Below are 22,942 nucleotides of genomic sequence, written 5' to 3' on the forward strand. Positions count from 1 at the left end.
CGGCCGGATGATCCACCGTCTCACGGACCCGCAGACCGTCGGCCTGGCGATGGTGGTCCTCGGTATCATGTTCGCGGTCGGCTGGCTGGTGCGCGCGCGCATCACCTTCCTGCGCGCCCTGTTCATCCCGTCGAGTGTGATCGCCGGTTTTCTCGTGCTGCTGCTGGGGCCACAGGTGCTGGGCAAGCTCACCGGAACCAACGGATTGTTCCCCGAAGCGGTCATTCAGGTCTGGCGGGTCCTGCCGGGCCTTCTGATCAATGTCGTGTTCGGCGCGATCATGATCGGCAAGACACTGCCCAAACCGAAACAGCTGTGGCACTCAGCGGCGCCGCACGCGCTGTTCGGCACGTTCCTATCGTTGGGTCAGTTCGCGCTCGCCGGCCTCGCCGTGCTGCTGCTCCTGGGACCGGTGTTCGGATTGCCGCCGGAAACCGGCGCGCTGCTGGAGATGTCGTTCGCGGGGGGCCACGGGACCATCGCCGGCATGGGCTCGTTGCTCAGCGATGTCGGCGCGCCCGAGCTGGTCGACATTGGCCTGGGCCTGGCGACCATCAGCATGATCACCGCTGTCGCGGTGGGCTCTGCTCTGGTGCGCTGGGCGGTGCGCAGCCCGAAGGTGACGGTCATGCGCAACACCACACCGTCGGCGCGGGAGGATTACGACGTCGACCGCGTACGCGTGGCGCCGGCCGACGAACATCCTTCCCGGGATGACGGAATCCATCTCACTGTGTTGGCCTTCGCGATGATCGCGGCGGCGATCATGGTGGCCATCGGGTTGCTGTGGGGGTTGCGGTGGGCCGCCAGCGCGCTGGGCTCCGACATCTTCGACAGATTCCCGTTGTTTCCGCTGACGGTGGTCGGCGGGTTCCTCGTGCAATGGCTTGCGACGAAAACCGGCCAGGCAGGCAAGATCGACAAGCAGGCGGTGGACGGCATCTCCGCGATCGCACTCGACGCGTTGCTCGTCAGTGCGATCGGCACCATGTCGCTGGCGGCGCTCGGCTCGAATGTCCCGGTGATCATCGTCTTCACGGTGATCGGCGTGCTGTGGAGTGCGGCGGCGCTGTTCTGGTTGGGCAGTCGGTTTCACCGTGCGAACTGGTTCGAGCACGCAATCGCCGATTTCGGGCAGTCGCAAGGCAACGTCGCGACCGGTTTCGTACTGGCGGACATGGTGGATCCGCAGCGCCGCACGAGCACGGCCAACGACTACGGCTACAAACAACTGCCGTATGAACCGCTCCTCGGCGGCGGGCTGCTCACAGCGCTGTCGGTGCCGCTGATCTCCGCGGTCGGCTTGCCGGCCTTCACCATCGCCAGTCTTGTTCTCGTCGTGCTCATCGGTGTGTGGGGGGTACGCCGGCGGGGCGCGGCGAGCGGTTGAGGAGCCGCGACGTTTGCCTGTTGACGTGGAACCGCCGACAGCAACCGGGCTGCGTGAGACGATCGCCATGCATCGACGTCGGCGTTGCCATCGGGGGTACGGCATGAGGAAACCGCACGGACGCGAGTGGTCGTGGGTGGTGCTCGTGGGCGTCCTGCTGGTCGTCGTGGTACTCGCCCTGGCGATCTACTTCATATCGTTGGCCAGCAAGCAGGGCCGACCGCGGGCGTCGACCAGTGCTGTCGTTGCGGCGTGGGTGTCCTTGGGCCCGATCGAGACCTCTTCAGCATCGTCGAGACTGCTGCCAGATCGCGAAATCACGGCTGAACGTGAACTGTGCGCAGTTTCGGCGCATTCGAAATGCGAGGTGGTGGGGCGGGCGGGGCTCGAACCCGCGACCAATGGATTATGAGTCCACGGCTCTAACCGACTGAGCTACCGCCCCGGCGCGACGAACGCGGCACCATCGTCGCATGCGGCGCGGAGCCGCTCACCCGCACCCACGGCAGGGTCATCAGCACCCACACGGTGACGATCAACACCGTGGCGGACACGATGTACACCGGCCACGGCCCCAGCACATCGAGCAGGCTCGCGGTCACCGGCTTGCCGTTGAGGAACCCGTAGTTGGTGCCGGCGATCCGATTGAACGCGAACGTGACCGCCGCCCACACCGCCGTCACGGCCACGACCAGGCGCAGGCTGCGCCAACCCGGCCGCATCCCCCGCCCCCACGTCAGGTAGATCGCCGCCCACACGACCGCCAGGTGGATCGCCCAGAACGCCAGGAACGTGTAGTGCGGGAAGTCGGGGCCGACCAGCACCGGCGAGATCAGCGCCTGCGCGCTGAGCACCAGACCCCAGTAGTACGTCAGCGCGAACGCCCACTGCCGCTGCGACCACAGCGCACACGCCGCGGCCACCGTCGCCAGATCGGTCAACCGCAACGGCACGGACCGCTCGATCGTCGGCGGGAACATCGAGTACGTCAGCACCGCTAGGTAGACCACCGCGGTGAGCGCTCCGACGACCCGGCCGAAACGCCGTGACTGCGCTCGAGTCTGCCTGCGCCCCAACCACACCAGGGTCACCGCACCCACCACGAACAGAGCGATCGCGCCCCAGTAGGACGGCCCGTACGCCTCGAACTGCCGTACCGCGGCGACTGTCACGGCGCTCCGGCGAACACCGTCTGCCCGTCGTCGTCCACCAGGTACCGCTCGGTGCCCGACGCCACTCGGGGTGCGTCGGCGCCGAAGGCGACGGCGATCTTGTTGGTGGCGTTGCGCATGATGTCCAGCGTCAACTCGATCGACTCGTCCTCGGAGAAGCACGCGCGCACCCCGCGCGCGACGTCGGGCGGGATCGCCGACGGTGTCCACACCAACGCGTCGACGTACCGCAACGCGGCCCTGTGCTTCGCGGTCAACCGCTCCGAGTGTTCGAAATCCTGGATCTCGGCGTACAGCGGTTCCGAACCGCCCGCGTCGAGGGCGTGTTCCTCCCGCAGCGACTTGCACAACCGGCAGTTGTGCGCGATCGCCCCGCGCAGCCGCACCACCTCCGTGGTCAACGGGTCGAGCGCCCGCAGGCGGGCGACCGCGGGGACGAACTCGCCCAGCAGTGCCTGCGACGGGTCGGTCCCGTGGTCCCAGTCCACCGTGTCACCGATCCCGCGACCGAGTCCGAGCGAGTCGAGACCCGCGCACATGCGTGGCACGAAGTCCGCGACGAACACGGCAGCGCACACACGAAACGCCTTGTCGCCCAACACCGCGGCGAACCGCGCACGCTGATTGTCCCCGATGCCCGTCACGTCGGTGGCGAACTGTTCGGCGAACGCGGCCACCACCGATTCGGCGTCCGACTTACCGTCGAACAGGTCGACCTCGACCGGAAGCGGAAGCAGCCGCAGCGCCCGCCCACACGTCAGGCGGATCACCGTGTCGAGGCGCTGATCTCCTGACGACATCGAGACCAGAGCGGACAACTGGCGGAAGACGGCGTCGAGGGGCACCTTCGGATTATTGCGCCTGACTGACCGAAGACATGTGGAAGTCGGGAATCCGCAGTGTCGGCATCGCCGCGCGGGTCGCCCAGTCGCCCCATTCCCGCGGCAGAGTCACCTCGCTCACCCCGGCCTCGGTGGCGCGTCGCAGCAGATCGAGCGGGCTCTCGTTGAACCGGAAGTTGTTCACCGCTGCCGACACCTCACCATCCTCGATGAGGTACACGCCGTCACGCGTCAGTCCGGTCAGCAGGAGCACGGTCGGGTCGACCTCGCGGATGTACCACAACGTGCTCAGCAGCAGCCCGCGCTCGGTGGCGGCGATCATGTCGGCCAGCTCCGCCGTACCGCCGGTCATCAGCAGGTTCCCGGCCGGCACCGCGACCGGTTCGCCGAACTCGGCGGCCGCGGCCCGCGGATAGGCCAGCGCGCTGACCGCGCCGTCGTGCAACCAGTCCACCCGGCCGATGTCCATCCCGTTGTCGAACACCGACATCCGCTCGGACGATGTGGCCGCCGCGACGAACGGCAGGCATGCCAGGCCGGGTGCGGCGGGGTCGGAGTACAGCGTCAACGGCAGGTCGGTCAGCTTCTCCCCCACCCGGGTGCCGCCGGGCGCCGACAGGGCGGTGCGACCCTCCTGAGCGCCACGGCCGTCCATGGTCCAGGTCAGGTAGATCATCATGTCGGCGACGGTGGACGGCGGCATGATCGTCTCGTAGCGTCCCGCGGGCAGTTCGACCGTGCGCTCGGCCCAGCCGATCCGCATCGCGAGATCCTCGAGCATGGAATCCGTTGGGACGTTGACGAAGTCGGGGGTGCTGATGCCCGCCCACGCGCTCGCACCGCCGCGCTTGGCGTTGATCTCCACCGATCCGGTGGGCTGGGTGTAGCGCCTGCGCACACCGGTCGACGTCGCGACGAACGTCGTCTCCAGCTCGTGGCGGGCGAACCCGTAGAGTGCGTCCTCGCCGCGGAATCCGCGTGCCAGGCTGCCTGCCACCCCGGCGAACACCTCCGCCCCGGTCATCGGCACCGGCAGTTCCCAGTCGCCCGGTGTGTCGGTCGGCGGAAGCGGCGGAGCGCTGTCGCGGGCCTCGGGCGCGGCGACGGCGGCGTCCTGCGACGCCGCCACCAGCGCGCCGATCGCAGCCGGTTCCACCTCGCTGGAGCGCACCGAGCCGACGTGCGCGCTCTTGCCTTGTCGCACAATCGAAATGACCGTGGTGCTGCGGCTGAAGGATTCACCGTTGGTGGTCATCGAGTTGCCCGCCCACCGCAGCGACGCATCGGCACGGTCGGTGACCAGCACGATCGTCTCGTCGGCCCGGCCGCGGCGGGCCGCCTCGGCGAGGACTGCCTCCACCACGTCCTGCGGCCCGATCACCGGCCCGCCTCCGCCCGCGTGTTGAGCACGGTGATCCCCCGGAAGAGCGCCGACGGGCAGCCGTGGCTCACCGCCGCCACCTGCCCGGGCTGCGCCTTCCCGCAGTTGAACGCCCCGCCGAGCCGCCACGTCGACGGCCCGCCGACCGCCTCGAGCGCACCCCAGAAGTCCGTCGTCGTCGCCTGGTACGCCACGTCACGCACCTGACCGTCGAGGCGGCCGTCGCGGATCCGGAAGAAGCGCTGACCGGTGAACTGGAAGTTGTAGCGCTGCATGTCGATCGACCAGCTCTTGTCGCCGACGATGTAGAGGCCGTCCTCGACGCGGGCGATGAGCTCGTCGGTGCTGACGTCCTCGGCCGCCGGCTGCAGTGACACATTCGCCATCCGCTGGATCGGCACGTGGTGCGGCGAATCGGCGTAGGAGCACCCGTTGGACCGCGCCACGCCGAGGCGGGGAGCGAAGACCCGGTCGAGTTGATAGCCGACGAAGACGCCGTCGCGCACCAGGTCCCAGCTCTGGGCGCGCACCCCTTCGTCGTCGAAACCGATTGACGCCAGGCCATATTCGACTGTGCGGTCGGCGGTCACGTTCATCACCGGTGACCCGTATCGCATCGTGCCGAGCTTGTCGGGGGTGGCGAACGAGGTGCCGGCATAGGCGGCCTCGTAGCCGATCGCTCGATCGTACTCGGTGGCGTGGCCGATGGATTCGTGGATGGTCAGCCACAGGTTGGAGGGGTCGATCACCAGATCGGTGGGGCCGGCGGCCACGCTGGGCGCCTTGACCTTCTCGGCGAGCAGGGCCGGCAGCTGCGCGAGTTCGCCGGTCCAGTCCCACACTTCGTCACCGGCGACGACCTCCCAGCCGCGCGCGGTCGGCGGGGCCAGCGTGCGCATGGTCTCGAACGTGCCCGCGGCGGTGTCGACGGAGACGGCGTCCAGCGTCGGCAACACCCGTACCCGCTGCTGGGTGATCGACGAACCGAAGGTGTCGGCGTAGAACGTCTGCTCCTTGGCGGTGTGCAGACCGGCCGACACATGGTCGACACCGTCTGCGGCGAGCAACCGTCCGGAGTAGTCGCCCAGGACGGCGATCTTCTCGGCGGCCGGCACCGTGAACGGGTCCACACGGTAGTCCGAGACCCAGGTGACGTCGCGGTACACCGGTTCGGGTGCGAGCTCGATGCGTTCGGCGTTGAGCGGCGCCAGCGTTCTGGCCACGGCGACCGCCCGCCGCGCGGTCTCGGCGGCGACGGCCGGGTCGAGTTCGGCGTGTGAGGCGAACCCCCATGTGCCGTCGACGATCACCCGCACCGCCAGCCCGATCTCGCGGTCGATGACGGCCGTCTCCAACCCCCCGTCGCGTAGTTGCACCAGTTCACTGGTGATCGCGTGAATTCTCAGGTCGGCGTAGCCGGCCCCGGCCGCCAGGGCGGCCGACAGCGCGGCGTCGGCCAGGAGCTGTCGTGGCAGGGCGAGGAAGTCGGCGTCGACACGTCGGGGCGCTGTCACGCGCTCCACCGTAGTGGCGACCCGTTGTCGGCACCGATCAGGTGGGCGCCGAACTCGTCGGCAGCACGGTCAATTCCACGGCGAGCGCGGCGCCGCACACCACGACGATGATCGCCAGGGTGATCCAGTCGCGCGCCTTGGGACCCGACGGGGCGGCCGAGATCTGACCCGTTCCGCCGCGGGCGGTGATCGCATCGCCCATCTCGTCGGCGCGGCGCAACGCGGCCGTCACCGCCGCGGCCAGCAGGTCGACGATCTCGATCAGCCAGCGTTTGCGGCGGGCCTTACGGCTCGACAGGTGCTGTTTGGGGCGAAGCCGTCGCGCCGCATACAGCGTCGCGAACTCGTCGATGAGCATCGGGAACGCCCGCAGCGCCAAGGCGATCGCCACCGCCCAGTCGTCGATCGGGATCCGGACCGCCCGCAGTGGTCGGCCCAGTTTGGCCACCGCGGGGGCGATCTCGGCGACGTTGGTCGTCCACGACACCATCGCGCCCAGACCGAGCAGCACGATCGACAGTGCGGTGATGCGCAGGAAGTTGAACAGGCCGCCGAGTCCGACCTCGACCGACCCGAACGCGACGACAGGATCCCCGCCACCGAACGTGGCCGTCAGCCCGCCGAGGAACAGCAGACCCCACAACCAGGCCGGGATGGACGGCAGCGTTCCGCGCGGAATGTGCGCCAGCCGCGCCGCCACGAGCACCAGCGCCCCGACCGCGGCGATCGGCACCCAGCCCGGATAGAAGGTGAGCAGCACCCCGATCGCGGCGACCGCGATGAGCTTGGTGCCCGCCCACAGATCGTGGATGACCGAGCGCCCCGGCACCGGGCGCAGCAGCACCACCGGCCGGCGCGGCTTGCGGGCGGTCGCGGTCACGACACGCCGCCCGCGGTCGCCGAGGCGGGTGCGAGCAGCCCGTCGCTCAGATGCAGGGTGCGCGGGCACAGTTCCTCGAGCCCGGAGAAGTCGTGCGAGATGACGATCACGGTGAGGCCGGCGTTGCGCCGCAAGTCGGTGACCAGCCGCAGCAGCCCGCGTTGACTGGCCGCGTCCAACCCGGCCAGCGGTTCGTCGAGGATCAGCGCCCGCGGTTTGCGGGCCAGCAGGCCGGCGAGCACGACGCGGCGCATCTGCCCGCCGCTGAGCTGGTCGATGCGCCGCTCGGCCATGGCCGCGTCCAACCCGACCGTCGCAAGCGCCTGCTGGACGCGGTCGTGGTCGCGGTGGGAGAACCCCGCCGCCGAGGCGATCTCCCGGCCGACGTGGCTGCGCATCAGCTGCAGGCGCGCGGCCTGGAACGAGATGGCGACGGCGCCGACCTGGTCGGACACGGGTTCGCCGTCGAGCAGGCAGCTTCCGGTCGTCGGAACGGTCAGCCCCGCCATGATCCAGGCCAGTGTCGACTTCCCGGAGCCGTTGAGGCCGTGGATGAGCAGGCCGTCGCCCTCGGGCACGGTGAACTCGATGTCGCGGAGCGCGGTCTTGGCCCACGGGGTGCCGGTGGCGTATTCGTGTCCCACGCCGGTCAGTTCGAGGACCGGCGCGGCGCTGGTGTGCCCGACGGGCGTGGTTCCGCTCGGCGCCTGTGCGGTCTCGACCATCTCGGTGTTGTCCGCGGCGCCGCCGTTGCCGGTGAGGTTGATCGTGCGGTCGGCGACTCCGGCCTCGTCGTTGTAATGGGTGATGTGCACCAGGGACATGTCGTGGTGTTCGGTCAGCCCCGAGAGCACCTGGATGAGACCGTCGCGGCCCTGCTGATCGACCATGCTGGTGACCTCGTCGGCGATGAGCAGCGACGGTTCGCGGGCCAGCGCGGCGGCCACGGCCAGCCGCTGCAGCTCGCCACCGGAGAGCCCACCGGTGTCGCGCTCCTCCATCCCGTCGAGGCCCACCTCGGACAACAGCCGGGGCACGTCGGTCTCGGTGCCTGGCGGCAGACCCCAGACGACGTCGTCGGCCACGCGGGTGCCCAGCACCTGACTCTCCGGATGCTGCATGACCACCGCGGTGCCGCCGAGCCGCCCCAACCCGACCGCACCCGGGCGCTCGACGGTGCCCGCGGTCGGTTCCCGGCCCGCCAGCACGAGCATCAGCGTCGTCTTGCCCGATCCGTTGGCGCCGGTGACCGCGACGTGCTCTCCGGGCCCGACCGTCAGCGACACCGGACCCAGCGCGTCCTGCCCGGTGTTGGGATAGCGGAACCGCACGTCGCGCAGGTTCGTCGGAACCGGCGCGACGGACCCGCTCTCGGCGGCGGCCTCGAGTTTGTGCACGTCCGGGATGCCGACGAGGCGGCCGAGGACCCGTGACAGCGCCCACCACCCGACCAGCGTCACCATGGTGATGCTGAGGATCCCGGACCCGCCGATGACCAGCGGCCAGTAGTCAAGCGCGATTGCGAAGTCGCGTTTGAGCCGTTCGGCGGAGCTCTCCATGTTGGGGATGCGGGACAGGACCGCGGCGACGCCGTTGACGTTGGCGGTCAGCGAATCGAAGATCAGGTTCCGCAGCCGGGAGAGAACGGCGAGCGCGGCGACGGCGGCCGCTCCGAAGGCCGTACCGGCGACCAGGGCGGCCACGAACACGGTGGGCGTTCCTCGGCCGCGCCGTTTGACGATGCCGGTCAGCCCGCCGATGTAGGCGCAGTCGATCACCGACATCATCCCGCCCATGCCGGCGATCAGGAACGCGATGGTGGCGCCCGCGACGGTGGCGGCCACCAGCACCCGCAGGCGGTAGCGATAGGCCAGCAAACCCATCGGAACGGTGCCGAGCAGGGACAGCGCGGCGGCGAACGGCACCACGACGGCGATGATCGCCGTCGCCGCGCACAGAGCGGCCATCACGGACGCCTGGGCCAGTTCCCCGGGCTGCAACGATCCGGCGCGGCGAGCCTGGCTCGGCGTCGGGGTCGCGGTCATCACCCGATTCTGCCAGTCGACCCCATAGGGGCTGAGTGCCCGGGCGGCGAGAGCCTGAGCTGCATAGCCTTTCTATGTATCATGGTGCCCATGACCACACCTGCCACCGAGGGTTCCCCCACGGCGGGCGGCGGAGACCTCGGCGGCGATCTGCTCGCCGTCGTCGCCCGGCTCAACCGGTTGGCCACCCAGCGCACGCGGTTGCCGCTGCCCTGGGCACAGGCCCGGCTGTTGTCGACCATCGAAGATCAGGGCGAGGCGCGCATCTCCGACCTTGCCACCCTCGACCACTGTTCGCAGCCCACGATGACCACGCAGGTGCGCAGGCTCGAAGACGCCGGCCTGGTCTCGCGGACCACCGACCCGCTGGACGCGCGGGCGGTGCTGATCCGCATCACCGACGAGGGCAGGATGGTGCTCGCCCAGGCCCGCATCGACCGCGCTGCGGCGATCGACCCGCGGTTGGCCCAGCTCTCGCCGGAAGACCGCAAGACGCTCGCCGCCGCCGTCGACGTCATCAAACGACTGCTCGCCCAGACCGACAGCTGACGCACGGAACCGTTCGGTCGCGCCCGCCCCCGCGTCCGAGGTTGTCTCAGCGAGATCTCCTCGCGCAGAGGGTTTTCGGCGTCTCTGCGCTGACCGTCACGTGACGGTCGTGCCGATCAGCAGGCCGACCGCGTAGGTGGCCGCGATCGCGATCGCCCCGAGACCGAGTTGGCGGAGTCCCGCGAACGCGATGGGTTTCCGGGTGAACCGTGCGGCGGTGGCGCCGGCGATGAGCAACCCGATCCCGCCGAACAGCAATCCAGCCCACAGCGACTCGTAGCCCAGCAGGTAGGGAATGAGCGGGATGATCGCGCCGATCGCGAACATGACGAACGACGAACCGGCGGCCACCCACGGCGACGGCTTCTCCTCGGGATGCACGCCGAGTTCCTGGACGAGGTGGAAATTCAGCGCTCGGCTCTCGTCGCGATGGATCTCCTCGGACGCCGTGCGCGCGGTCTCGTCGCTCATCCCCATCTCCACGAGCATGTGGACCAGCTCGTCCTGTTCGGCCTGCGGCTGCTTGCGGAACGACCGTCGCTCCAGGCGGACCTCGGAGTCGATCTGTTCGTTGGCCGTCTGAACCGAGGTGTACTCGCCGAGCGCCATCGAGAACGCACCGGCCAGCAGCCCGGCCACACCACTGAGCACGACCGTCTGCGCGTTCGCGCTCGCGGCCACACCGGCAATCAGCGCGGTGTTGCTGACCAATCCGTCCATCGCCCCGAAAGTGGCGGCGCGCAACCACCCCCCGGAGACGTCGGCGTGCTGATGGTCGGCTGTGTGGGGCATGCCCGTCGGCGAGACCGGATCGGGCCGCTGGGAATCCGTCATGGAGACATTGAACGCCTGCCAGAACGTGACATTCTCGTAAGGCTGACCTGGGTTCGTCATATCACAGTTTCGCGGAATGGATAGCGGGTTACCGTCAGGTATGACCACCACTGCGGAGCATCTGCGAAACGCCCTCGACGGCCGCTGGCGTGACGTGAAGAACGACATGCGCGAGAAGCTCTCTCACGAGGTCTTCAAACCGCACTACACGCCGAACACGGTCATCGCCCGCACGAAGGTGAACGAACAGTTGCGGATCATGGCCGCCGAGGGGGCCGCCGAGGACGGGTTCGCCAAGGAGCACGGCGGCAACGGCAACGTCGGCGCCGCCATCACCCAGATCGAGATGCTGGCGATGAGCGACCTGTCGCTGATGGTCAAGGCCGGGGTGCAGTGGGGTCTGTTCGGCGGAGCGGTGGAGAACCTGGGCACCGAACGCCATCACGAGCAGTATGTCAAGGCCATCATCGACTGTGACCTGCTCGGCTGTTTCGCGATGACCGAGACCGGCCACGGCAGCGACGTCCAGTCCCTGGAGACCACGGCCACCTACGATCCGGACACCCAGGAGTTCGTCGTGAACTCCCCCACCCCGACCGCCCGCAAGGACTACATCGGCGGCGCAGCCCAAACCGCCCGCATGGCAGCGGTTTTCGCGCAACTGATCACCCACGACGGGGGTGAGCCGGTCTACCACGGCGTGCACTGTGTGCTCGTGCCGATCCGTGACGAGGACGGCAACGACATGCCCGGGGTCACCACGTCGGACTGCGATTACAAGGGCGGTCTTCCCGGTGTCGACAACGGCCGCATCGTCTTCGACAACGTCCGGGTGCCGCGCGAGAACCTGCTCAACCGCTACGGCGACGTCGCCGCGGACGGCACCTACACCTCCCCCATCGAGAACCCCAACCGGCGCTTCTTCACGATGCTGGGCACGTTGATCCGGGGCCGGGTCACCGTCGGTGGCAGCGGGGCGGCCGCGGCACGCGTCGCCCTCGACATCGCGACCCGGTATGCGCTGCAGCGCAAGCAGTTCTCCGCACCCGACGGCGGCGAAGTCCTGATCATGGACTACCTCGTGCACCAGCGCAGGCTGCTGCCGTTGATCGCCCGCTCCTACGCGCTGCAGTTCGCGCAGAACGAACTCGTCGCCAAATGCCATGAACTGCAGAGCGCGGAGAACCCCGACGCCGAGGAGCAGCGCGAGCTGGAGGCCCGTGCGGCCGGCCTCAAGGCGGCCAACACGTGGCATGCCAGCCGGGCCATCCAGGAGGCGCGCGAGGCGTGCGGCGGCGCCGGCTACCTCGCCGAGAACCGGCTCATCGGGTTGCGCGGCGACATCGACGTGTTCACCACCTTCGAGGGCGACAACCACGTGCTGACCCAGCTGGTCGCCAAGGAACTGTTGACCGCCTACGCCGACGACGTCAAGGGCATGAGCCCGGTCGAGTGGGTGCGCTTCGCGGCCAACACCGTCGGCACACGGGTGATGAAACGCACTGCGGCCGAGACGATCATGCAGACCATCCTCGACACCCGCCAGGACAACGAGGAAGAGGGCAGCCTGTTCAACCGGGGCACCCAGGTGCAGATGTTCGAGGACCGAGAGGAGTACCTGCTGTCGTCGGTGGCCCGTCGGCTGCAGAGCAAGTCCAAGGAGATGTCCGCCTTCGACGCGTTCAACGCCGTGCAGGACCACGTACTGCACACCGCGCAGGCCCACATCGAACGAATCATCCTCGAAGCGTTCGTCGCCGGAATCGACGCGTGCCCGGACGAGGAGGCCAAGCGCATTCTCGGCATGGTCTGCGATCTGTATGCGCTCTCGGTGATCGAAGAGGACAAGGCGTGGTTCATCGAACACCGCTTCCTGTCCACCGAGCGCGCGAAAGCCGTCACCCGGGGCATCAACGAGCGCTGCCGGTCGCTGCGGCCGTACGCAGAGACGCTGGTGGACGGCTTCGGCGTGCCCGAGCAGCTGCGCTACGCCGCGATGATGGATCCCAAGGAGCTGCTGTCGCCCGAACCGGCCTAGCTGTTCGGGATCGGGTCGGCGGCCTCGAGCTTGCCGTCCGCCCCGATCCGAAAGCGCACGGTGCCGATACCCGTTGGGCAGCACGGCGCCTCGTCACCCTGGCGCCACTGGTACTGCACCGTGACGGTGTCCTCGCCGGTCGGAAGGACCGAGATGTAGGGCCGCGGCTCCGGGGTGGCCGGACCCAACGGCGTATTGCCGGAGAAGAAGAGCACCTGCTGCGGGCTGTCGGGCGCCGCGGTGGCCGGACCGATCTGCACCCAGTACAGACGGCAGTCGGTGGTGTGGCCGTTGGCCACTTCGGTCCAGCTCGCGCCGGGTGCAGCGGGCGGTGTGCCACTGATCTCCCGCTGGACGGTGTCCGGCGTCGGCGCGTCCGCGGGCGTGCAGGTGTCGGGTTTGGGAGGCGCGGCACCCGGCGGACTCCAGCCGCAGCCGGTGAGGAGAAGACCTGCGGACATGAGCACTGCCAGAACGAGCCGCATGGGCCGAGCCTACGCACCGCAGCCCAGGGGCGATCTCCTACGCTGACCCAGACATACCTCGATGTAAGGAGTTGCCGATGGCGTGGTTCCTGGCGATGCAAGGGCCGCCGAGCAAGCTCGGTCAGTCGCTGATCTACGAATTGCAGGAGTCGGCGGACCGGGCGAAGCTGGCCGAGGAGATGGCCAGCGCCGCGACATTGGACCGGGTGGTTCCGGTACCCGCCGTGTTCGGTGGGCAGCGTCAGGAGGTGACGCTCTACGTTCGCCCGGCGGCGTGGGGCGTGTGGGCGTTCTACCAGATGTCCGAGGAGGAGCGGCGCCAGATGATGGCCGCGGCGAACCCGCTCATGAGCGCGCTGGCACAGGCGGCCAAACAGCAGCAGGCGGGCAGAGGCCAGGGGCAGGGTCCCGGACCGGCGCAGACTCCGCTCGGTCTGTAGGGAAGGGCGCCGTCCGTCCGTGGCGGCGCCCGCTTCCCTCAGTCGTCGGACTTGTCCTTGTCGTCCGACTTGTCCTTGTCGTCCGACTTGTCCTTGTCGTCGGACTTGTCCTCGTCGTCGGACTTGTCCTTGTCGTCGGACTTGTCTTTGTCGTCGGACTTGTCTTTGTCGTCGGACTTGTCCTTGTCGTCGGACTTGTCTTTGTCGTCGGACTTGTCCTTGTCGTCGGACTTGCCCGACTGTTCGAGCGCGTCCGCCTTCTTCGTCAGAAGGGCAGCGAGTTCGCGGGCCTCCTCGACCTCCAACACGTCTTCGGATACGCGCTTGTCTTCGTCATCGAAGCGCTCAAGGGTGATCGCGTTGTCCTTGCTGCCGACGTCCCACCGGCTGCCTTTTGCACGAACCATTTCGGTGCTGCCTTCCTGACGGAGCGATATGGATACGTGCGGGTACCCACCTCGCAAACGTCTGGAACCCCAGCACGGTGAACCGGCGGGCAGACCTGGGTGTAGGGAAAGGCCGAGCGGTGCATGCGATGCACCGGCGTGAGCTCCCCCGGCTGGACTCGAACCAGCAACCCTTCGGTTAACAGCCGAATGCTCTGCCAATTGAGCTACAGGGGACTGCGGTGTCCGCGTGAGCTTTCCGCGCGGACCGAGGAGTGACTCTAGCCTATGCACCGGCGCGCTCGCCAACGCGCTCCCCGGCACGGCGCGAACCCCCCGTCATGAGGCAGGATGGAGACCACGCACCGTCGAGTGGAAGGGCCTTCGTGATCGGGTACGTCGCCGTGATGGCCGTCGGATATGTCATGGGCACCAAGGCAGGCCGGCGCCGCTACGAACAGATCGCGGGCACCTACCGCGCGGTGACCAGCAGTCCCGCCGCCAGGGCGGTTATCGAGACGTCACGACGCAAGATCGCCGAACGGGTGTCTCCCGACCCGCAGCTCATGACGCTGACGCCGATCGACGAGCAGACCACGGTGCTGCGCCCCGAGGCGCCCACCGAGAAGTGAGGCGCGAGGCGCCTAGTTGCCGATGCCCTGGTTGATGGTGGTGCCGGGCAGCAGCGGACCCGTGGTGAGGCCGACCCCGGCGCCGCCGAAGGCCACCCCTGGCGTGGAAACGCCGACGGGACTGCCGTTCGAGTAGGACAGGCACTTGCCGTCGTCCTTGTTGCCGAACCATGCCAGGCACGCGGGGCCGGCCTGCGTGGCCTGCTCGGGGGTGGTGGACAGCGCAGCGGTCAGCGGGGCGGCCACCGCCGCCGCAGCGAACGCGCCGATCGCGACCGAACGCCGGATCCGAATCATGGTTGCCACAGGTGCTGCCTTCCCTCGCCGTTCCCCCACCGGGTGTATAGCGCGCCCACCATATCGCGTTACGCGGACTCACGCAGTGATGTCATCCCCGCTGGCCTGTTCGAGCAGGCTGCGGCGGTAGGCCTCCATCGCCACCAGGTCGCCGAACAGCGCGTGGTACTCGTCGCCCTGCTCCACCGGCGACATGCGTTGCAGTTTCGACTTCACCTCGGCGATCTGCCGGCCCACCCAGACCTCCTGGAGCCGGGCCAGGACCCCGCCGATGTAACGGGGCAGCTTGTCGTCGTCCTCGACCCGGATGGCCTCGACGCTCAACTCGTTGACCAGGTTGGCCGCCTGCGGGCTGGCGGTCTGCTCGCGCACCACCTCGATCCATTGCGCACCCGAGAGCCCGGCGGCCGCGCCGCCCGCCCCCTCGATCGCGGTGCGCACCGCCCGATAGCCGGGATGGGTGAAGCTGTCGACGGTCAGCGCGTCGAAGACCGGGCCGGCCAGCGCCGGGTACTGCAGCGCCGATTTGAGCGCCTCGCGCTGCGGCCACAACGTCGGGTCGGCGGGATCGGGTCGCGCGGCGACATCCGGGGCGCGCCGCGGCTGGGTGGGCGCCGCGTCCGCGCCGTTGCGCCGACGGCCCCGGTCCGGCATCCCGCGTTTGGCGGCCTCTTCGCGCACCCGGTTGAGCACCTGGGCCTCGTCGGCCCAGCCGGTCCAGCCCGCCAGCCGGCGCGCGTACTCGTCGCGCAGCGCATAGTCACGGATCCGGGACACCAGCGGCACGCAGCGGCGCAGGGCCTCCACCTGCGCGGCCGGATCGTTGTCCAGGACGTCGCCGTCGGGGATCAGGCTGCGGATCGCGAACTCGAACATCGGGATCCGCCGGGCCACCAGGTCGCGCAGCGCGTTGTCGCCCGACTTCAGCCGCAGATCGCAGGGATCCATCCCGTCTGCGGCGACCGCGACGAACGACTTGCCCGCCACCTGCTGATCGCCGTCGAACGCCTTGAGCGCGGCGGCCTGCCCGGCGGCGTCACCGTCGAACACGAAGATCAACTCGCCGCGGTACCAGTTGTCGTCCATCATCAGCCGGCGCAGCAGCGCCAGGTGTCCGTCGCCGAAGGCGGTGCCGCATGAGGCGACGGCGGTGGTCTCGTTGGCCAGGTGCATGGCCATCACGTCGGTATAGCCCTCGACGACGACGGCCCGGTGCGATTTGGCGATGTCCCGCTTGGCCAGGTCGAGGCCGAACAGCACCGCGGACTTCTTGTACAACACCGTCTCGGGGGTGTTGACGTACTTGGCTTCCATCGGATCGTCGTCGAAGATGCGGCGTGCGCCGAATCCGATGACCTCTCCCCCGGCCGCCCGGATGGGCCACAGCAACCGCCGGTGGAAACGGTCCATCGGCCCGCGTTTGCCCTCTCGGGAGAGCCCGGCGGCCTCGAGCTCCTTGAACTCGAATCCCTTGCGCAGCAGGTGTTTGGTGAGCCTGTCCCAGCCCGACGGGGCGAAGCCGCAGCCGAATCGGGCGGCCGCCTGGGCGTCGAAATTGCGCTCCATGAGGTACTGCCGGGCCGGGGCGGCCTCGTCGGAGGTCAGCGCCTCCGCGTAAAACTCCTGCGCCGCGGCGTTGGCGGCCAGCAGCCTGCTGCGGCTGCCCCGGTCGCGCTGCACGTTGGTGGTCGAGGCGCCGGTGTAGGTGACGGTGTAGCCGATCCGGTCGGCGAGCAGTTCGACCGATTCGACGAAGTTGACGTGCTCGATCTTCTGGACGAACGCGTAGACGTCACCGCCCTCGCCGCAGCCGAAGCAGTGGAAGTGGCCGTGGTTGGGGCGGACGTGGAACGACGGCGACTTCTCGTCATGGAACGGGCACAGCCCCTTGAGCGAATCGGCTCCGGCGCGGCGCAACTGCACATAGTCGCCGACGACGTCCTCGATGCGCACCTTCTCGCGGATCGCCGCGATATCGCGATCAGGGATCCGGCCAGGCACCCGCTCAGTCTAGAGGTCTGGGCGAGCGCGCCTCATGCACTCGTTCCAGCCGGCCCTCGGTATAGGACGCGATCTGATCGATCACCACGCGCAGCCGGGCGCCGTCGTCCTCGGCGGCGACGAATTCAGGGGCCAACAGCGGATCGAGGCTGCTCGGCGCCTGCCCCCACAGGATCAGCGCCACCTCGTGGATGCGGGTGCGCTGATCGGCCTGGATGCCGAGGTGCCCGTGGTCGCTCATGATGAACTGCAGGGCCAGCATCTTCAGCACCGCCACCTCCGCCCGCACCAGCGTCGGCACCGCGAGGTCGGTATCAAAACGATGTAGCGCGCCTCCTCCCGCGACCGACCTGGTCTCGGTGATCGCGGCGTTGGCGAAGCGGCCGACCAGTTCGCTGGTCATCCGCTTGAGCGCGACCGACGCGGCCAGGGTGCCGTCGTACTTGCCCACGTCGGACACCACCGGCATCTGGGAGAGGCGCTCGGCGGCGGCGAGCAGATCGTCGAGCGCCAGCGTCGGGAAAGCCTCGGCGCCCAGACGCGCCAACGAGGCGGCCGCGTCGTCGTCGGCCAGCACCCGCAGGTCGATCCGGCCGGACACGACACCGTCCTCGACGTCGTGCACGGAGTACGCGACGTCGTCGGCCCAGTCCATCACCTGGGCCTCCAGACAGGGCCGCTCGGCCGGGGCGCCGTCGCGCACCCAGTCCGCCGCGGCCGTGTCGTCGCCGGAGAAGCCCCCGTAGAAGCCGAACTTCGTGCGGTCGCCGCGCTGCCACGGGTACTTCGTGACCGCGTCCAGCGCCGCCCTGGTCAGGTTCAGCCCGGCGCTGCGACCATGCGGGTCAACCACTTTGGGCTCCAGCCGGGTGAGGATCCGGAAGTTCTGCGCATTGCCCTCGAACCCCCCGAACGCCCTGGCGATGTCGTTGAGCGCGCGTTCGCCGTTGTGGCCGTACGGCGGGTGTCCGATGTCGTGGGCGAGACCGGCGAGATCGACCAGGTCGGGGTCACAGCCCAGGCCGACGGCCATCCCCCGGCCGATCTGGGCCACCTCGAGCGAATGGGTCAGCCGGGTGCGCGGTGTGTCGCCTTCGCGCGGACCCACCACCTGCGTCTTGTCCGCGAGTCGGCGCAGCGCCGCACAGTGCAGCACGCGGGCCCGGTCGCGGGCGAAGTCGGTGCGGTGCTCGGTGCCCGCCCCCGGCAGCACAGCACTCTTCGCCGGTTCGGCCACCAGGCGTTGGCGATCGAACTCGTCGTAGCTGTCCTGCAGTCGTGGATTCACCGAGGCACAGTCTGCCAGGGCGGTCCGCCGGTCTTCTGAAGGTCGGGTGTGTGCGGCACTACATTGACGACCATGCGCATCACGCGACTGCTCGCCCTGCTCGCCACGCTCCTGACGGCGGGTGTCCTCCTGGCGCCGGTGACCTCCGCCGAACCGCCGTTCCGGCTGCCGGGCTACGTCACCGACCAGGCGGGCGCGTTGACCGCCGCGCAGCGCGGCCAGGTCCAGGAGGCGGTCGATCGCCTCTACAACGACCGCAAGGTCCGGCTGTGGGTGGTGTTCGTCGACGACTTCTCCGGCCAGGGTGCGGTGAACTGGGCGCGCAGCACCATGCAGATCAGCGATCTCGGGGGCTACGACGCGCTGCTGGCGGTCGCGACCGTCGACCGCGCCTACGCACTGCAGGTGCCGTCGACGGTGCCGGATCTGACCGCCGCGGACGTCGATGAGGTCCGGCGCAACCAGGTCGAACCCGCGCTGCGCGGCAGCGACTGGGCCGGCGGTGCGATCGCCGCCGCCGACGGTCTGAACAACGCGGCCGCACCGAGGCAGATCGCCTGGGGCGGCATGCTGTTCGCGCTGGGCGTCATCGTCCTGGCCGTGTTAGTCCTCTGGGTGTGGGCCCGGCGGCGCAGCCGCAAACGCCGCGCCGCCGAGATCGAGCGGGCCCGCCGCGTCGACCCGAGCGATCCGAACGCCCTGGCCTCGGTGTCCGTGGACGCCCTCGACGAACTCTCGAAATCGATGGTGGTCGAGGTCGACAACGCGGTGCGCACCAGCAGCAACGAACTCGCACTGGCCGTCGAGGAATTCGGTCCCCAGCGCACCGAACCGTTCACCCGCGCGGTCGACAACGCCAAACAGACGCTGGCCCAGGCGTTCACCGTGCGCCACCAACTCGACGACGCGATCCCCGAGACACCCGCCCAGCGCCGCGACCTGTTGACCCGGGTGATCGTCGCCGCCGCGAAGGCCGACCGCGAACTCGACGCGCAGACCGAGGCGTTCGAGCAGCTGCGCGAGCTCGTGATCAACGCACCGTCGCGGCTGGACGGCCTGACCCAACTCGTCGTCGACGTCACCGCCCGCATCGAACCGTCCCGGCAGAAACTGACCGCCCTGCACACCGAATTCGATGCCGCCGCACTGGCATCGGTGGCGGGCAACGTCGACGCGGCCACCGAACTGCTGACGTTCGCCGACCAGAACATCACCCGCGGCCGGGAGCTGGCCGCCCGACCGGTGGCCGGCCGCCAGAGCGAGCTCGTCGACGCCGTGCGCGCAGCGGAATCGGCGTTGAGTCAGGCCGGTTCGCTGCTCGACGCGGTGGACAGCGCCGCCAGCGACATCCGGCGCGCCGCAGCGCACCTGCCCACGGTGATCGAGGACATCCAGTCCGGGATACGTCAGGCCGGTGAGCTGCTCGCCGGCGGCGACGTGCCGCAGAGCGCCCCACTCGCGGCCGCGCGGGACGCCGCCTCGGCGGCCGTGGCGACCGCACAGCAGTCAGGTTCGACCGATCCGCTCGGCGCCTTCACCCAGCTCACGAAGGCAGACGCCGACCTCGACCGGCTGCTGGCCACCGTCGAAGAGGAGCGCGAGGCCGCCGAACGGCTGAACCGCGCACTCGAGGAGGCTCTGTTCGTGGCCCGGTCGCGGGTGCGCTCGGTGTCGGATTTCATCGACACCCGCCGCGGCAGCATCGGCCCGGAGGCCAGGACCCGACTCGCCGAGGCCGTCCGCCAGATCAGCGCCGCCGACGCCAAACGCACGACCAACCCCTCCGAGGCGATCGCGCACGCGAACGGGGCGGCGATGCTGGCCGCCCAGGCCCAACAGCTCGCCAACGCCGACGTCCAGTACGCCCAACAGGCCTACATGGGACGCTACGGGGGCGGTGGCGGCGGCAACATGGGCGCGATGATCGGCGGCATCCTGATCGGCAACATCCTCAGCGGCGGCATGCGCGGCGGTTTCGGAGGCGGCTTCGGCGGCGGCGGTTTCGGCCCGGGCTCGTTCGGCGGATCCGGCGGTGGAGGCGGCGGGATGTTCGGCGGCGGGGGCCGCTTCTAGTCGCTGGCCGAGCAGACGCAGAATCGCCCTCTTGCCCTGTAAAAAGGGCGATTCTGCGTCTGCTCGCGCGGGAAGTCAGCACCCCTTCAGCCGCACCGCGAGGTAGTCCGACACCGCATCGAGACCGATGCGGTCCTGTGTCATCGTGTCGCGCTCGCGGATCGTCACGGCGTGATCCTCGAGCGAGTCGAAGTCGACGGTGATGCAGAAGGGGGTGCCGATCTCGTCCTGGCGGCGGTAGCGCCGGCCGATCGCGCCGGCGTCGTCGAACTCGACATTCCAGTTCTTCCGCAGCTCCGCGGCGAGGTCACGCGCCTTGGGTGACAGGTCGGCGTGGCGGGACAGTGGCAGCACCGCGGCCTTGACCGGGGCCAGGCGCGGGTCGAGCCGCAACACCGTGCGCTTGTCGACGCCGCCCTTGGCGTTGGGCGCCTCGTCCTCGGTGTACGCGTCGACGAGGAACGCCATCAGCGAGCGGGTCAGCCCCGCCGCCGGCTCGATCACGTACGGCGTGTACCGGGTGTCGGTGGCCTGGTCGTAGAACGACAGGTCGGTGCCGGAGTGCTTCGCGTGCGTGGAAAGGTCGAAGTCGGTGCGGTTGGCGACACCCTCGAGCTCACCCCACGGGTTGCCGGCGAAGCCGAATTTGTACTCGATGTCGACCGTGCGGTCCGAGTAGTGCGACAACTTGTCCTTCGGATGCTCGTAGAGGCGCAGGTTGTCGCGGTCGATGCCGAGGTCGACGTACCACTGCAGGCGGGTGTCGATCCAGTACTGGTGCCACTCGGCGGCCGTCGACGGTTCGACGAAGAACTCCATCTCCATCTGCTCGAACTCGCGGGTCCGGAAGATGAAGTTGCCCGGGGTGATCTCGTTGCGGAAGCTCTTGCCGATCTGGCCGATGCCGAACGGCGGCTTCTTGCGCGCGGTGGTCACCACGTTGGCGAAGTTGACGAAGATGCCCTGGGCGGTCTCGGGCCGCAGGTAGTGCAGCCCGTCCTCGGTCTCGATCGGGCCGAGGTAGGTCTTAAGCATCATGTTGAAGTCGCGCGGTTCGGTCCACTGGCCCTTGGTGCCGCAGTCCGGGCAGGTGATCTCGCTCATCGGCACTTCATCTGGATCCACGGCCGCGTCGCGCGTGCTCTTCTTCGAGGCGTAGGCCTCCTGCATGTGGTCCTGACGGTGCCGCTTGTGGCAGTTCAGGCATTCGACGAGCGGATCGTTGAACACCTCGACGTGGCCGGAGGCCACCCACACCTCGCGCGGCAGGATGATGGCGGAGTCCAGGCCCACGACATCATCTCGAGCCGTCACGACGGATTTCCACCACTGCCGCTTGATGTTCTCTTTGAGCTCCACCCCGAGTGGTCCGTAATCCCAGGCCGACTTCGTGCCGCCGTAGATCTCGCCGGATTGGTAGACCAGTCCACGGCGTTTCGCCAGGTTCGCAACGGTGTCGATGATCGAAGAAGAGGGAGCCACGGTCCAACAGCGTAGTGGGCGCTCAGGACCTCCCCCGCCACCGCGTCAGCGCGAGCAACCGTGAGACTCACCCCTTGACTTGAGACAAGAATCTCACTATGAACAATGTGTATCAACGTGGAGCCGGAGGATGCCATGCCGCTCACCCGTGAAGAGATGGACCGGATGCTCGACGAGCACTTCGGCTACGAAGCCGCTGACGATGTCGACGGCGTCCTCGCGACCCTGACCGACGACGTCGAACACGACATCGTCGGCGCACCGACCGGCCCGACCCTGGGACCCGACAACGCCCGAGCGTTCTACGAGGGGTTGTTCGAGGACCTCTCCGAGAGCAGCGTCCACACGGTACGCCGGCTCTACGGCGAGAACTTCCTGGTCGACGAATCACTCTGGAGCGGCCGGGCGCCCGGGCGCCCGTTCGGCGTCGACGGGCGCAACCGACCGCTGCAGTTCCGCCTCTTGCACGTGCTCGAGTTCGCCTCGGACGGGCGGATCCGCCGCGAGAACGTCTGGATCGATCTGGCCGCCATCCTCGCTCAACTACCGCAGGACGATCGCGAGACGACGACGGACGCCCCGTGACGGGAACCGAGGCGATCGGCCGCCCGAATCAGCGCAGGCGCACCCGCAAGGATCTGCTGCAGGCCGCCGCGCGGCTGATGAAACAGGGGCGCATACCCACCATCGAGGACGTCGCGCAGGAGGCGCTCGTCTCCCGCGCCACCGCGTACCGCTACTTCCCCTCGGCGGAGGCACTCATGCGCGAGGCCGCCCTCGACGTCGCGATGCCGCAACCTCGCGAGGCCCTTGCCGACGTCGACTCCACCGACCCTGTCGCCCGGCTCGAACGGGTCGACGGCGCGATGCACGATTTCATCCTGCAGAACGACACCGCACTGAGACTGATGCTCGCCCACGCCATCGAACACGGCGCGCGCGCAATAGACGACGGCGATGCGCCGCGGCGCCAGAACCGGCGGCTCCCGATGATCGAGGCGGCGATCGAGCCTGCGCGCGATCAGTTCCGGCCGGCCACGCTGACCAGGTTGGTCCAAGCCCTCGCGCTCATCATCGGCCCGGAGGCGATGGTCGTCGGCCGGGACGTGCTTCAACTCGAGGACGGCGAGATGCGTGAGGTCAAGCGCTTCGCGATCAGCGCTCTCGTCGAGGCAGCACGGAAGGCGACCTGACCCGGCTCGGCAGCCGTTGA

General features: G+C 68.9%; 21 protein-coding genes and 2 tRNA genes. 8 read left to right on the forward strand and 15 right to left on the reverse strand.

Annotation, left to right across the window (positions count from 1 at the left end):
- Positions 1-7: 7 nt before the first annotated feature.
- Entirely contained in the window at positions 8-1,390 is a 1,383-nt protein-coding gene (locus AU196_RS07165; RefSeq protein ID WP_059094415.1) for a sodium/glutamate symporter, read from the forward strand.
- Between the two features lie 368 nt (positions 1,391-1,758).
- On the opposite strand, the gene AU196_RS07170 is transcribed toward AU196_RS07165, so the two are convergent.
- The 7 genes from AU196_RS07170 to AU196_RS07200 all read right to left on the reverse strand — a co-directional run bounded on the left by AU196_RS07170 (position 1,759) and on the right by AU196_RS07200 (position 9,224).
- Positions 1,759-1,835: transfer RNA gene (locus AU196_RS07170), tRNA-Ile, on the reverse strand.
- On the reverse strand, positions 1,813-2,562 hold the full coding sequence (locus AU196_RS07175) for a YwaF family protein (protein WP_059094472.1): 750 nt from the start codon (positions 2,560-2,562) through the stop codon (positions 1,813-1,815). Before AU196_RS07175 ends, AU196_RS07170 begins: the two co-directional genes overlap by 23 nt.
- Complete coding sequence (locus tag AU196_RS07180; protein WP_059094473.1) at positions 2,559-3,362, reverse strand: carboxymuconolactone decarboxylase family protein; 804 nt, start codon at positions 3,360-3,362, stop codon at positions 2,559-2,561. Before AU196_RS07180 ends, AU196_RS07175 begins: the two co-directional genes overlap by 4 nt.
- 52 nt (positions 3,363-3,414) lie before the next feature.
- On the reverse strand, positions 3,415-4,785 hold the full coding sequence (locus AU196_RS07185) for a TldD/PmbA family protein (protein ID WP_059094416.1): 1,371 nt from the start codon (positions 4,783-4,785) through the stop codon (positions 3,415-3,417).
- On the reverse strand, positions 4,782-6,299 hold the full coding sequence (locus tag AU196_RS07190) for a TldD/PmbA family protein (RefSeq protein WP_059094474.1): 1,518 nt from the start codon (positions 6,297-6,299) through the stop codon (positions 4,782-4,784). The genes AU196_RS07185 and AU196_RS07190 overlap by 4 nt, the downstream gene beginning before the upstream one ends.
- A gap of 37 nt (positions 6,300-6,336) precedes the next feature.
- A complete protein-coding gene (locus AU196_RS07195) occupies positions 6,337-7,179 on the reverse strand; it encodes a CbiQ family ECF transporter T component (protein WP_059094417.1) in 843 nt (280 codons plus the stop codon).
- Positions 7,176-9,224, reverse strand: a complete 2,049-nt coding sequence (locus tag AU196_RS07200; protein ID WP_059094418.1) for an ABC transporter ATP-binding protein — start codon at positions 9,222-9,224, stop codon at positions 7,176-7,178. Before AU196_RS07200 ends, AU196_RS07195 begins: the two co-directional genes overlap by 4 nt.
- An 81-nt stretch (positions 9,225-9,305) precedes the next feature.
- Between AU196_RS07200 and AU196_RS07205 the strand changes: the two genes are divergently transcribed.
- The gene (locus tag AU196_RS07205; RefSeq protein WP_059094419.1) at positions 9,306-9,773 is read left to right on the forward strand and encodes a MarR family winged helix-turn-helix transcriptional regulator; all 468 of its coding nucleotides are present in this window, start codon (positions 9,306-9,308) and stop codon (positions 9,771-9,773) included.
- Positions 9,774-9,869: 96 nt separating this feature from the next.
- On the opposite strand, the gene AU196_RS07210 is transcribed toward AU196_RS07205, so the two are convergent.
- Complete coding sequence (locus AU196_RS07210; RefSeq protein ID WP_059094420.1) at positions 9,870-10,607, reverse strand: VIT1/CCC1 transporter family protein; 738 nt, start codon at positions 10,605-10,607, stop codon at positions 9,870-9,872.
- Positions 10,608-10,707: 100 nt separating this feature from the next.
- Between AU196_RS07210 and AU196_RS07215 the strand changes: the two genes are divergently transcribed.
- Positions 10,708-12,645 (forward strand): acyl-CoA dehydrogenase family protein, encoded by a 1,938-nt coding sequence (locus AU196_RS07215; RefSeq protein WP_059094421.1) that lies wholly within the window; start codon positions 10,708-10,710, stop codon positions 12,643-12,645.
- On the opposite strand, the gene AU196_RS07220 is transcribed toward AU196_RS07215, so the two are convergent.
- Entirely contained in the window at positions 12,642-13,130 is a 489-nt protein-coding gene (locus AU196_RS07220; protein ID WP_059094422.1) for an LppP/LprE family lipoprotein, read from the reverse strand. The two genes, AU196_RS07215 and AU196_RS07220, sit on opposite strands and share 4 nt — an antisense overlap.
- A 77-nt stretch (positions 13,131-13,207) precedes the next feature.
- Between AU196_RS07220 and AU196_RS07225 the strand changes: the two genes are divergently transcribed.
- Complete coding sequence (locus AU196_RS07225; protein WP_059094423.1) at positions 13,208-13,570, forward strand: hypothetical protein; 363 nt, start codon at positions 13,208-13,210, stop codon at positions 13,568-13,570.
- 38 nt (positions 13,571-13,608) lie between these two features.
- Here the strand turns inward: AU196_RS07225 and AU196_RS07230 are convergent, their stop codons facing one another.
- Together AU196_RS07230 and AU196_RS07235 are read right to left on the reverse strand one after the other, a co-directional pair.
- Positions 13,609-13,977: a hypothetical protein gene (locus AU196_RS07230; protein ID WP_059094424.1), complete on the reverse strand. Its 369-nt coding sequence runs from the start codon at positions 13,975-13,977 to the stop codon at positions 13,609-13,611.
- Between the two features lie 143 nt (positions 13,978-14,120).
- Positions 14,121-14,193 (reverse strand) — tRNA-Asn (locus tag AU196_RS07235).
- 149 nt (positions 14,194-14,342) lie between these two features.
- Between AU196_RS07235 and AU196_RS07240 the strand changes: the two genes are divergently transcribed.
- A complete protein-coding gene (locus AU196_RS07240; RefSeq protein ID WP_059094425.1) occupies positions 14,343-14,588 on the forward strand; it encodes a hypothetical protein in 246 nt (81 codons plus the stop codon).
- Positions 14,589-14,600: 12 nt separating this feature from the next.
- Here AU196_RS07240 and AU196_RS07245 read toward each other — a convergent pair whose 3' ends face one another.
- From AU196_RS07245 to AU196_RS07255, 3 genes are all read right to left on the reverse strand, one after another.
- Positions 14,601-14,894, reverse strand: coding sequence for a DUF7155 family protein (locus AU196_RS07245; protein ID WP_059094426.1), 294 nt, complete (start codon positions 14,892-14,894; stop codon positions 14,601-14,603).
- A gap of 69 nt (positions 14,895-14,963) precedes the next feature.
- Positions 14,964-16,886 carry a DNA primase gene (gene dnaG / locus AU196_RS07250; RefSeq protein ID WP_059094427.1) on the reverse strand — a complete coding sequence of 641 codons (1,923 nt, stop codon included), beginning with the start codon at positions 16,884-16,886 and terminating at the stop codon, positions 14,964-14,966.
- 4 nt (positions 16,887-16,890) lie between these two features.
- Positions 16,891-18,174, reverse strand: coding sequence for a deoxyguanosinetriphosphate triphosphohydrolase (locus AU196_RS07255; protein WP_059094428.1), 1,284 nt, complete (start codon positions 18,172-18,174; stop codon positions 16,891-16,893).
- A gap of 72 nt (positions 18,175-18,246) precedes the next feature.
- On the opposite strand from AU196_RS07255, the gene AU196_RS07260 reads away from it, so the two are divergent.
- Complete coding sequence (locus AU196_RS07260) at positions 18,247-20,247, forward strand: TPM domain-containing protein (protein WP_059094429.1); 2,001 nt, start codon at positions 18,247-18,249, stop codon at positions 20,245-20,247.
- A gap of 75 nt (positions 20,248-20,322) precedes the next feature.
- Here the strand turns inward: AU196_RS07260 and AU196_RS07265 are convergent, their stop codons facing one another.
- Positions 20,323-21,729 (reverse strand): glycine--tRNA ligase, encoded by a 1,407-nt coding sequence (locus AU196_RS07265; protein WP_059094430.1) that lies wholly within the window; start codon positions 21,727-21,729, stop codon positions 20,323-20,325.
- Between the two features lie 135 nt (positions 21,730-21,864).
- On the opposite strand from AU196_RS07265, the gene AU196_RS07270 reads away from it, so the two are divergent.
- Together AU196_RS07270 and AU196_RS07275 are read left to right on the forward strand one after the other, a co-directional pair.
- Entirely contained in the window at positions 21,865-22,314 is a 450-nt protein-coding gene (locus tag AU196_RS07270; RefSeq protein ID WP_059094475.1) for an ester cyclase, read from the forward strand.
- A complete protein-coding gene (locus AU196_RS07275; RefSeq protein WP_059094431.1) occupies positions 22,311-22,922 on the forward strand; it encodes a TetR/AcrR family transcriptional regulator in 612 nt (203 codons plus the stop codon). The genes AU196_RS07270 and AU196_RS07275 overlap by 4 nt, the downstream gene beginning before the upstream one ends.
- Positions 22,923-22,942 lie beyond the last annotated feature (20 nt).

Source organism: Mycobacterium sp. IS-1742 (assembly GCF_001500125.1).
Lineage (GTDB): Bacteria > Actinomycetota > Actinomycetes > Mycobacteriales > Mycobacteriaceae > Mycobacterium.

Bases quoted from the DNA above. Each gene is read 5' to 3' on its own strand.
- AU196_RS07210 (WP_059094420.1), bottom strand. From the start codon at position 10,607: ATGACGGATTCCCAGCGGCCCGATCCGGTCTCGCCGACGGGCATGCCC.
- AU196_RS07230 (WP_059094424.1), bottom strand. From the start codon at position 13,977: ATGGTTCGTGCAAAAGGCAGCCGGTGGGACGTCGGCAGCAAGGACAAC.
- AU196_RS07205 (WP_059094419.1), top strand. From the start codon at position 9,306: ATGGTGCCCATGACCACACCTGCCACCGAGGGTTCCCCCACGGCGGGC.
- AU196_RS07165 (WP_059094415.1), top strand. From the start codon at position 8: ATGATCCACCGTCTCACGGACCCGCAGACCGTCGGCCTGGCGATGGTG.
- AU196_RS07220 (WP_059094422.1), bottom strand. From the start codon at position 13,130: ATGCGGCTCGTTCTGGCAGTGCTCATGTCCGCAGGTCTTCTCCTCACC.
- AU196_RS07180 (WP_059094473.1), bottom strand. From the start codon at position 3,362: ATGTCGTCAGGAGATCAGCGCCTCGACACGGTGATCCGCCTGACGTGT.
- AU196_RS07260 (WP_059094429.1), top strand. From the start codon at position 18,247: ATGCGCATCACGCGACTGCTCGCCCTGCTCGCCACGCTCCTGACGGCG.
- AU196_RS07270 (WP_059094475.1), top strand. From the start codon at position 21,865: ATGCCGCTCACCCGTGAAGAGATGGACCGGATGCTCGACGAGCACTTC.
- AU196_RS07225 (WP_059094423.1), top strand. From the start codon at position 13,208: ATGGCGTGGTTCCTGGCGATGCAAGGGCCGCCGAGCAAGCTCGGTCAG.
- AU196_RS07200 (WP_059094418.1), bottom strand. From the start codon at position 9,224: ATGACCGCGACCCCGACGCCGAGCCAGGCTCGCCGCGCCGGATCGTTG.
- AU196_RS07215 (WP_059094421.1), top strand. From the start codon at position 10,708: ATGACCACCACTGCGGAGCATCTGCGAAACGCCCTCGACGGCCGCTGG.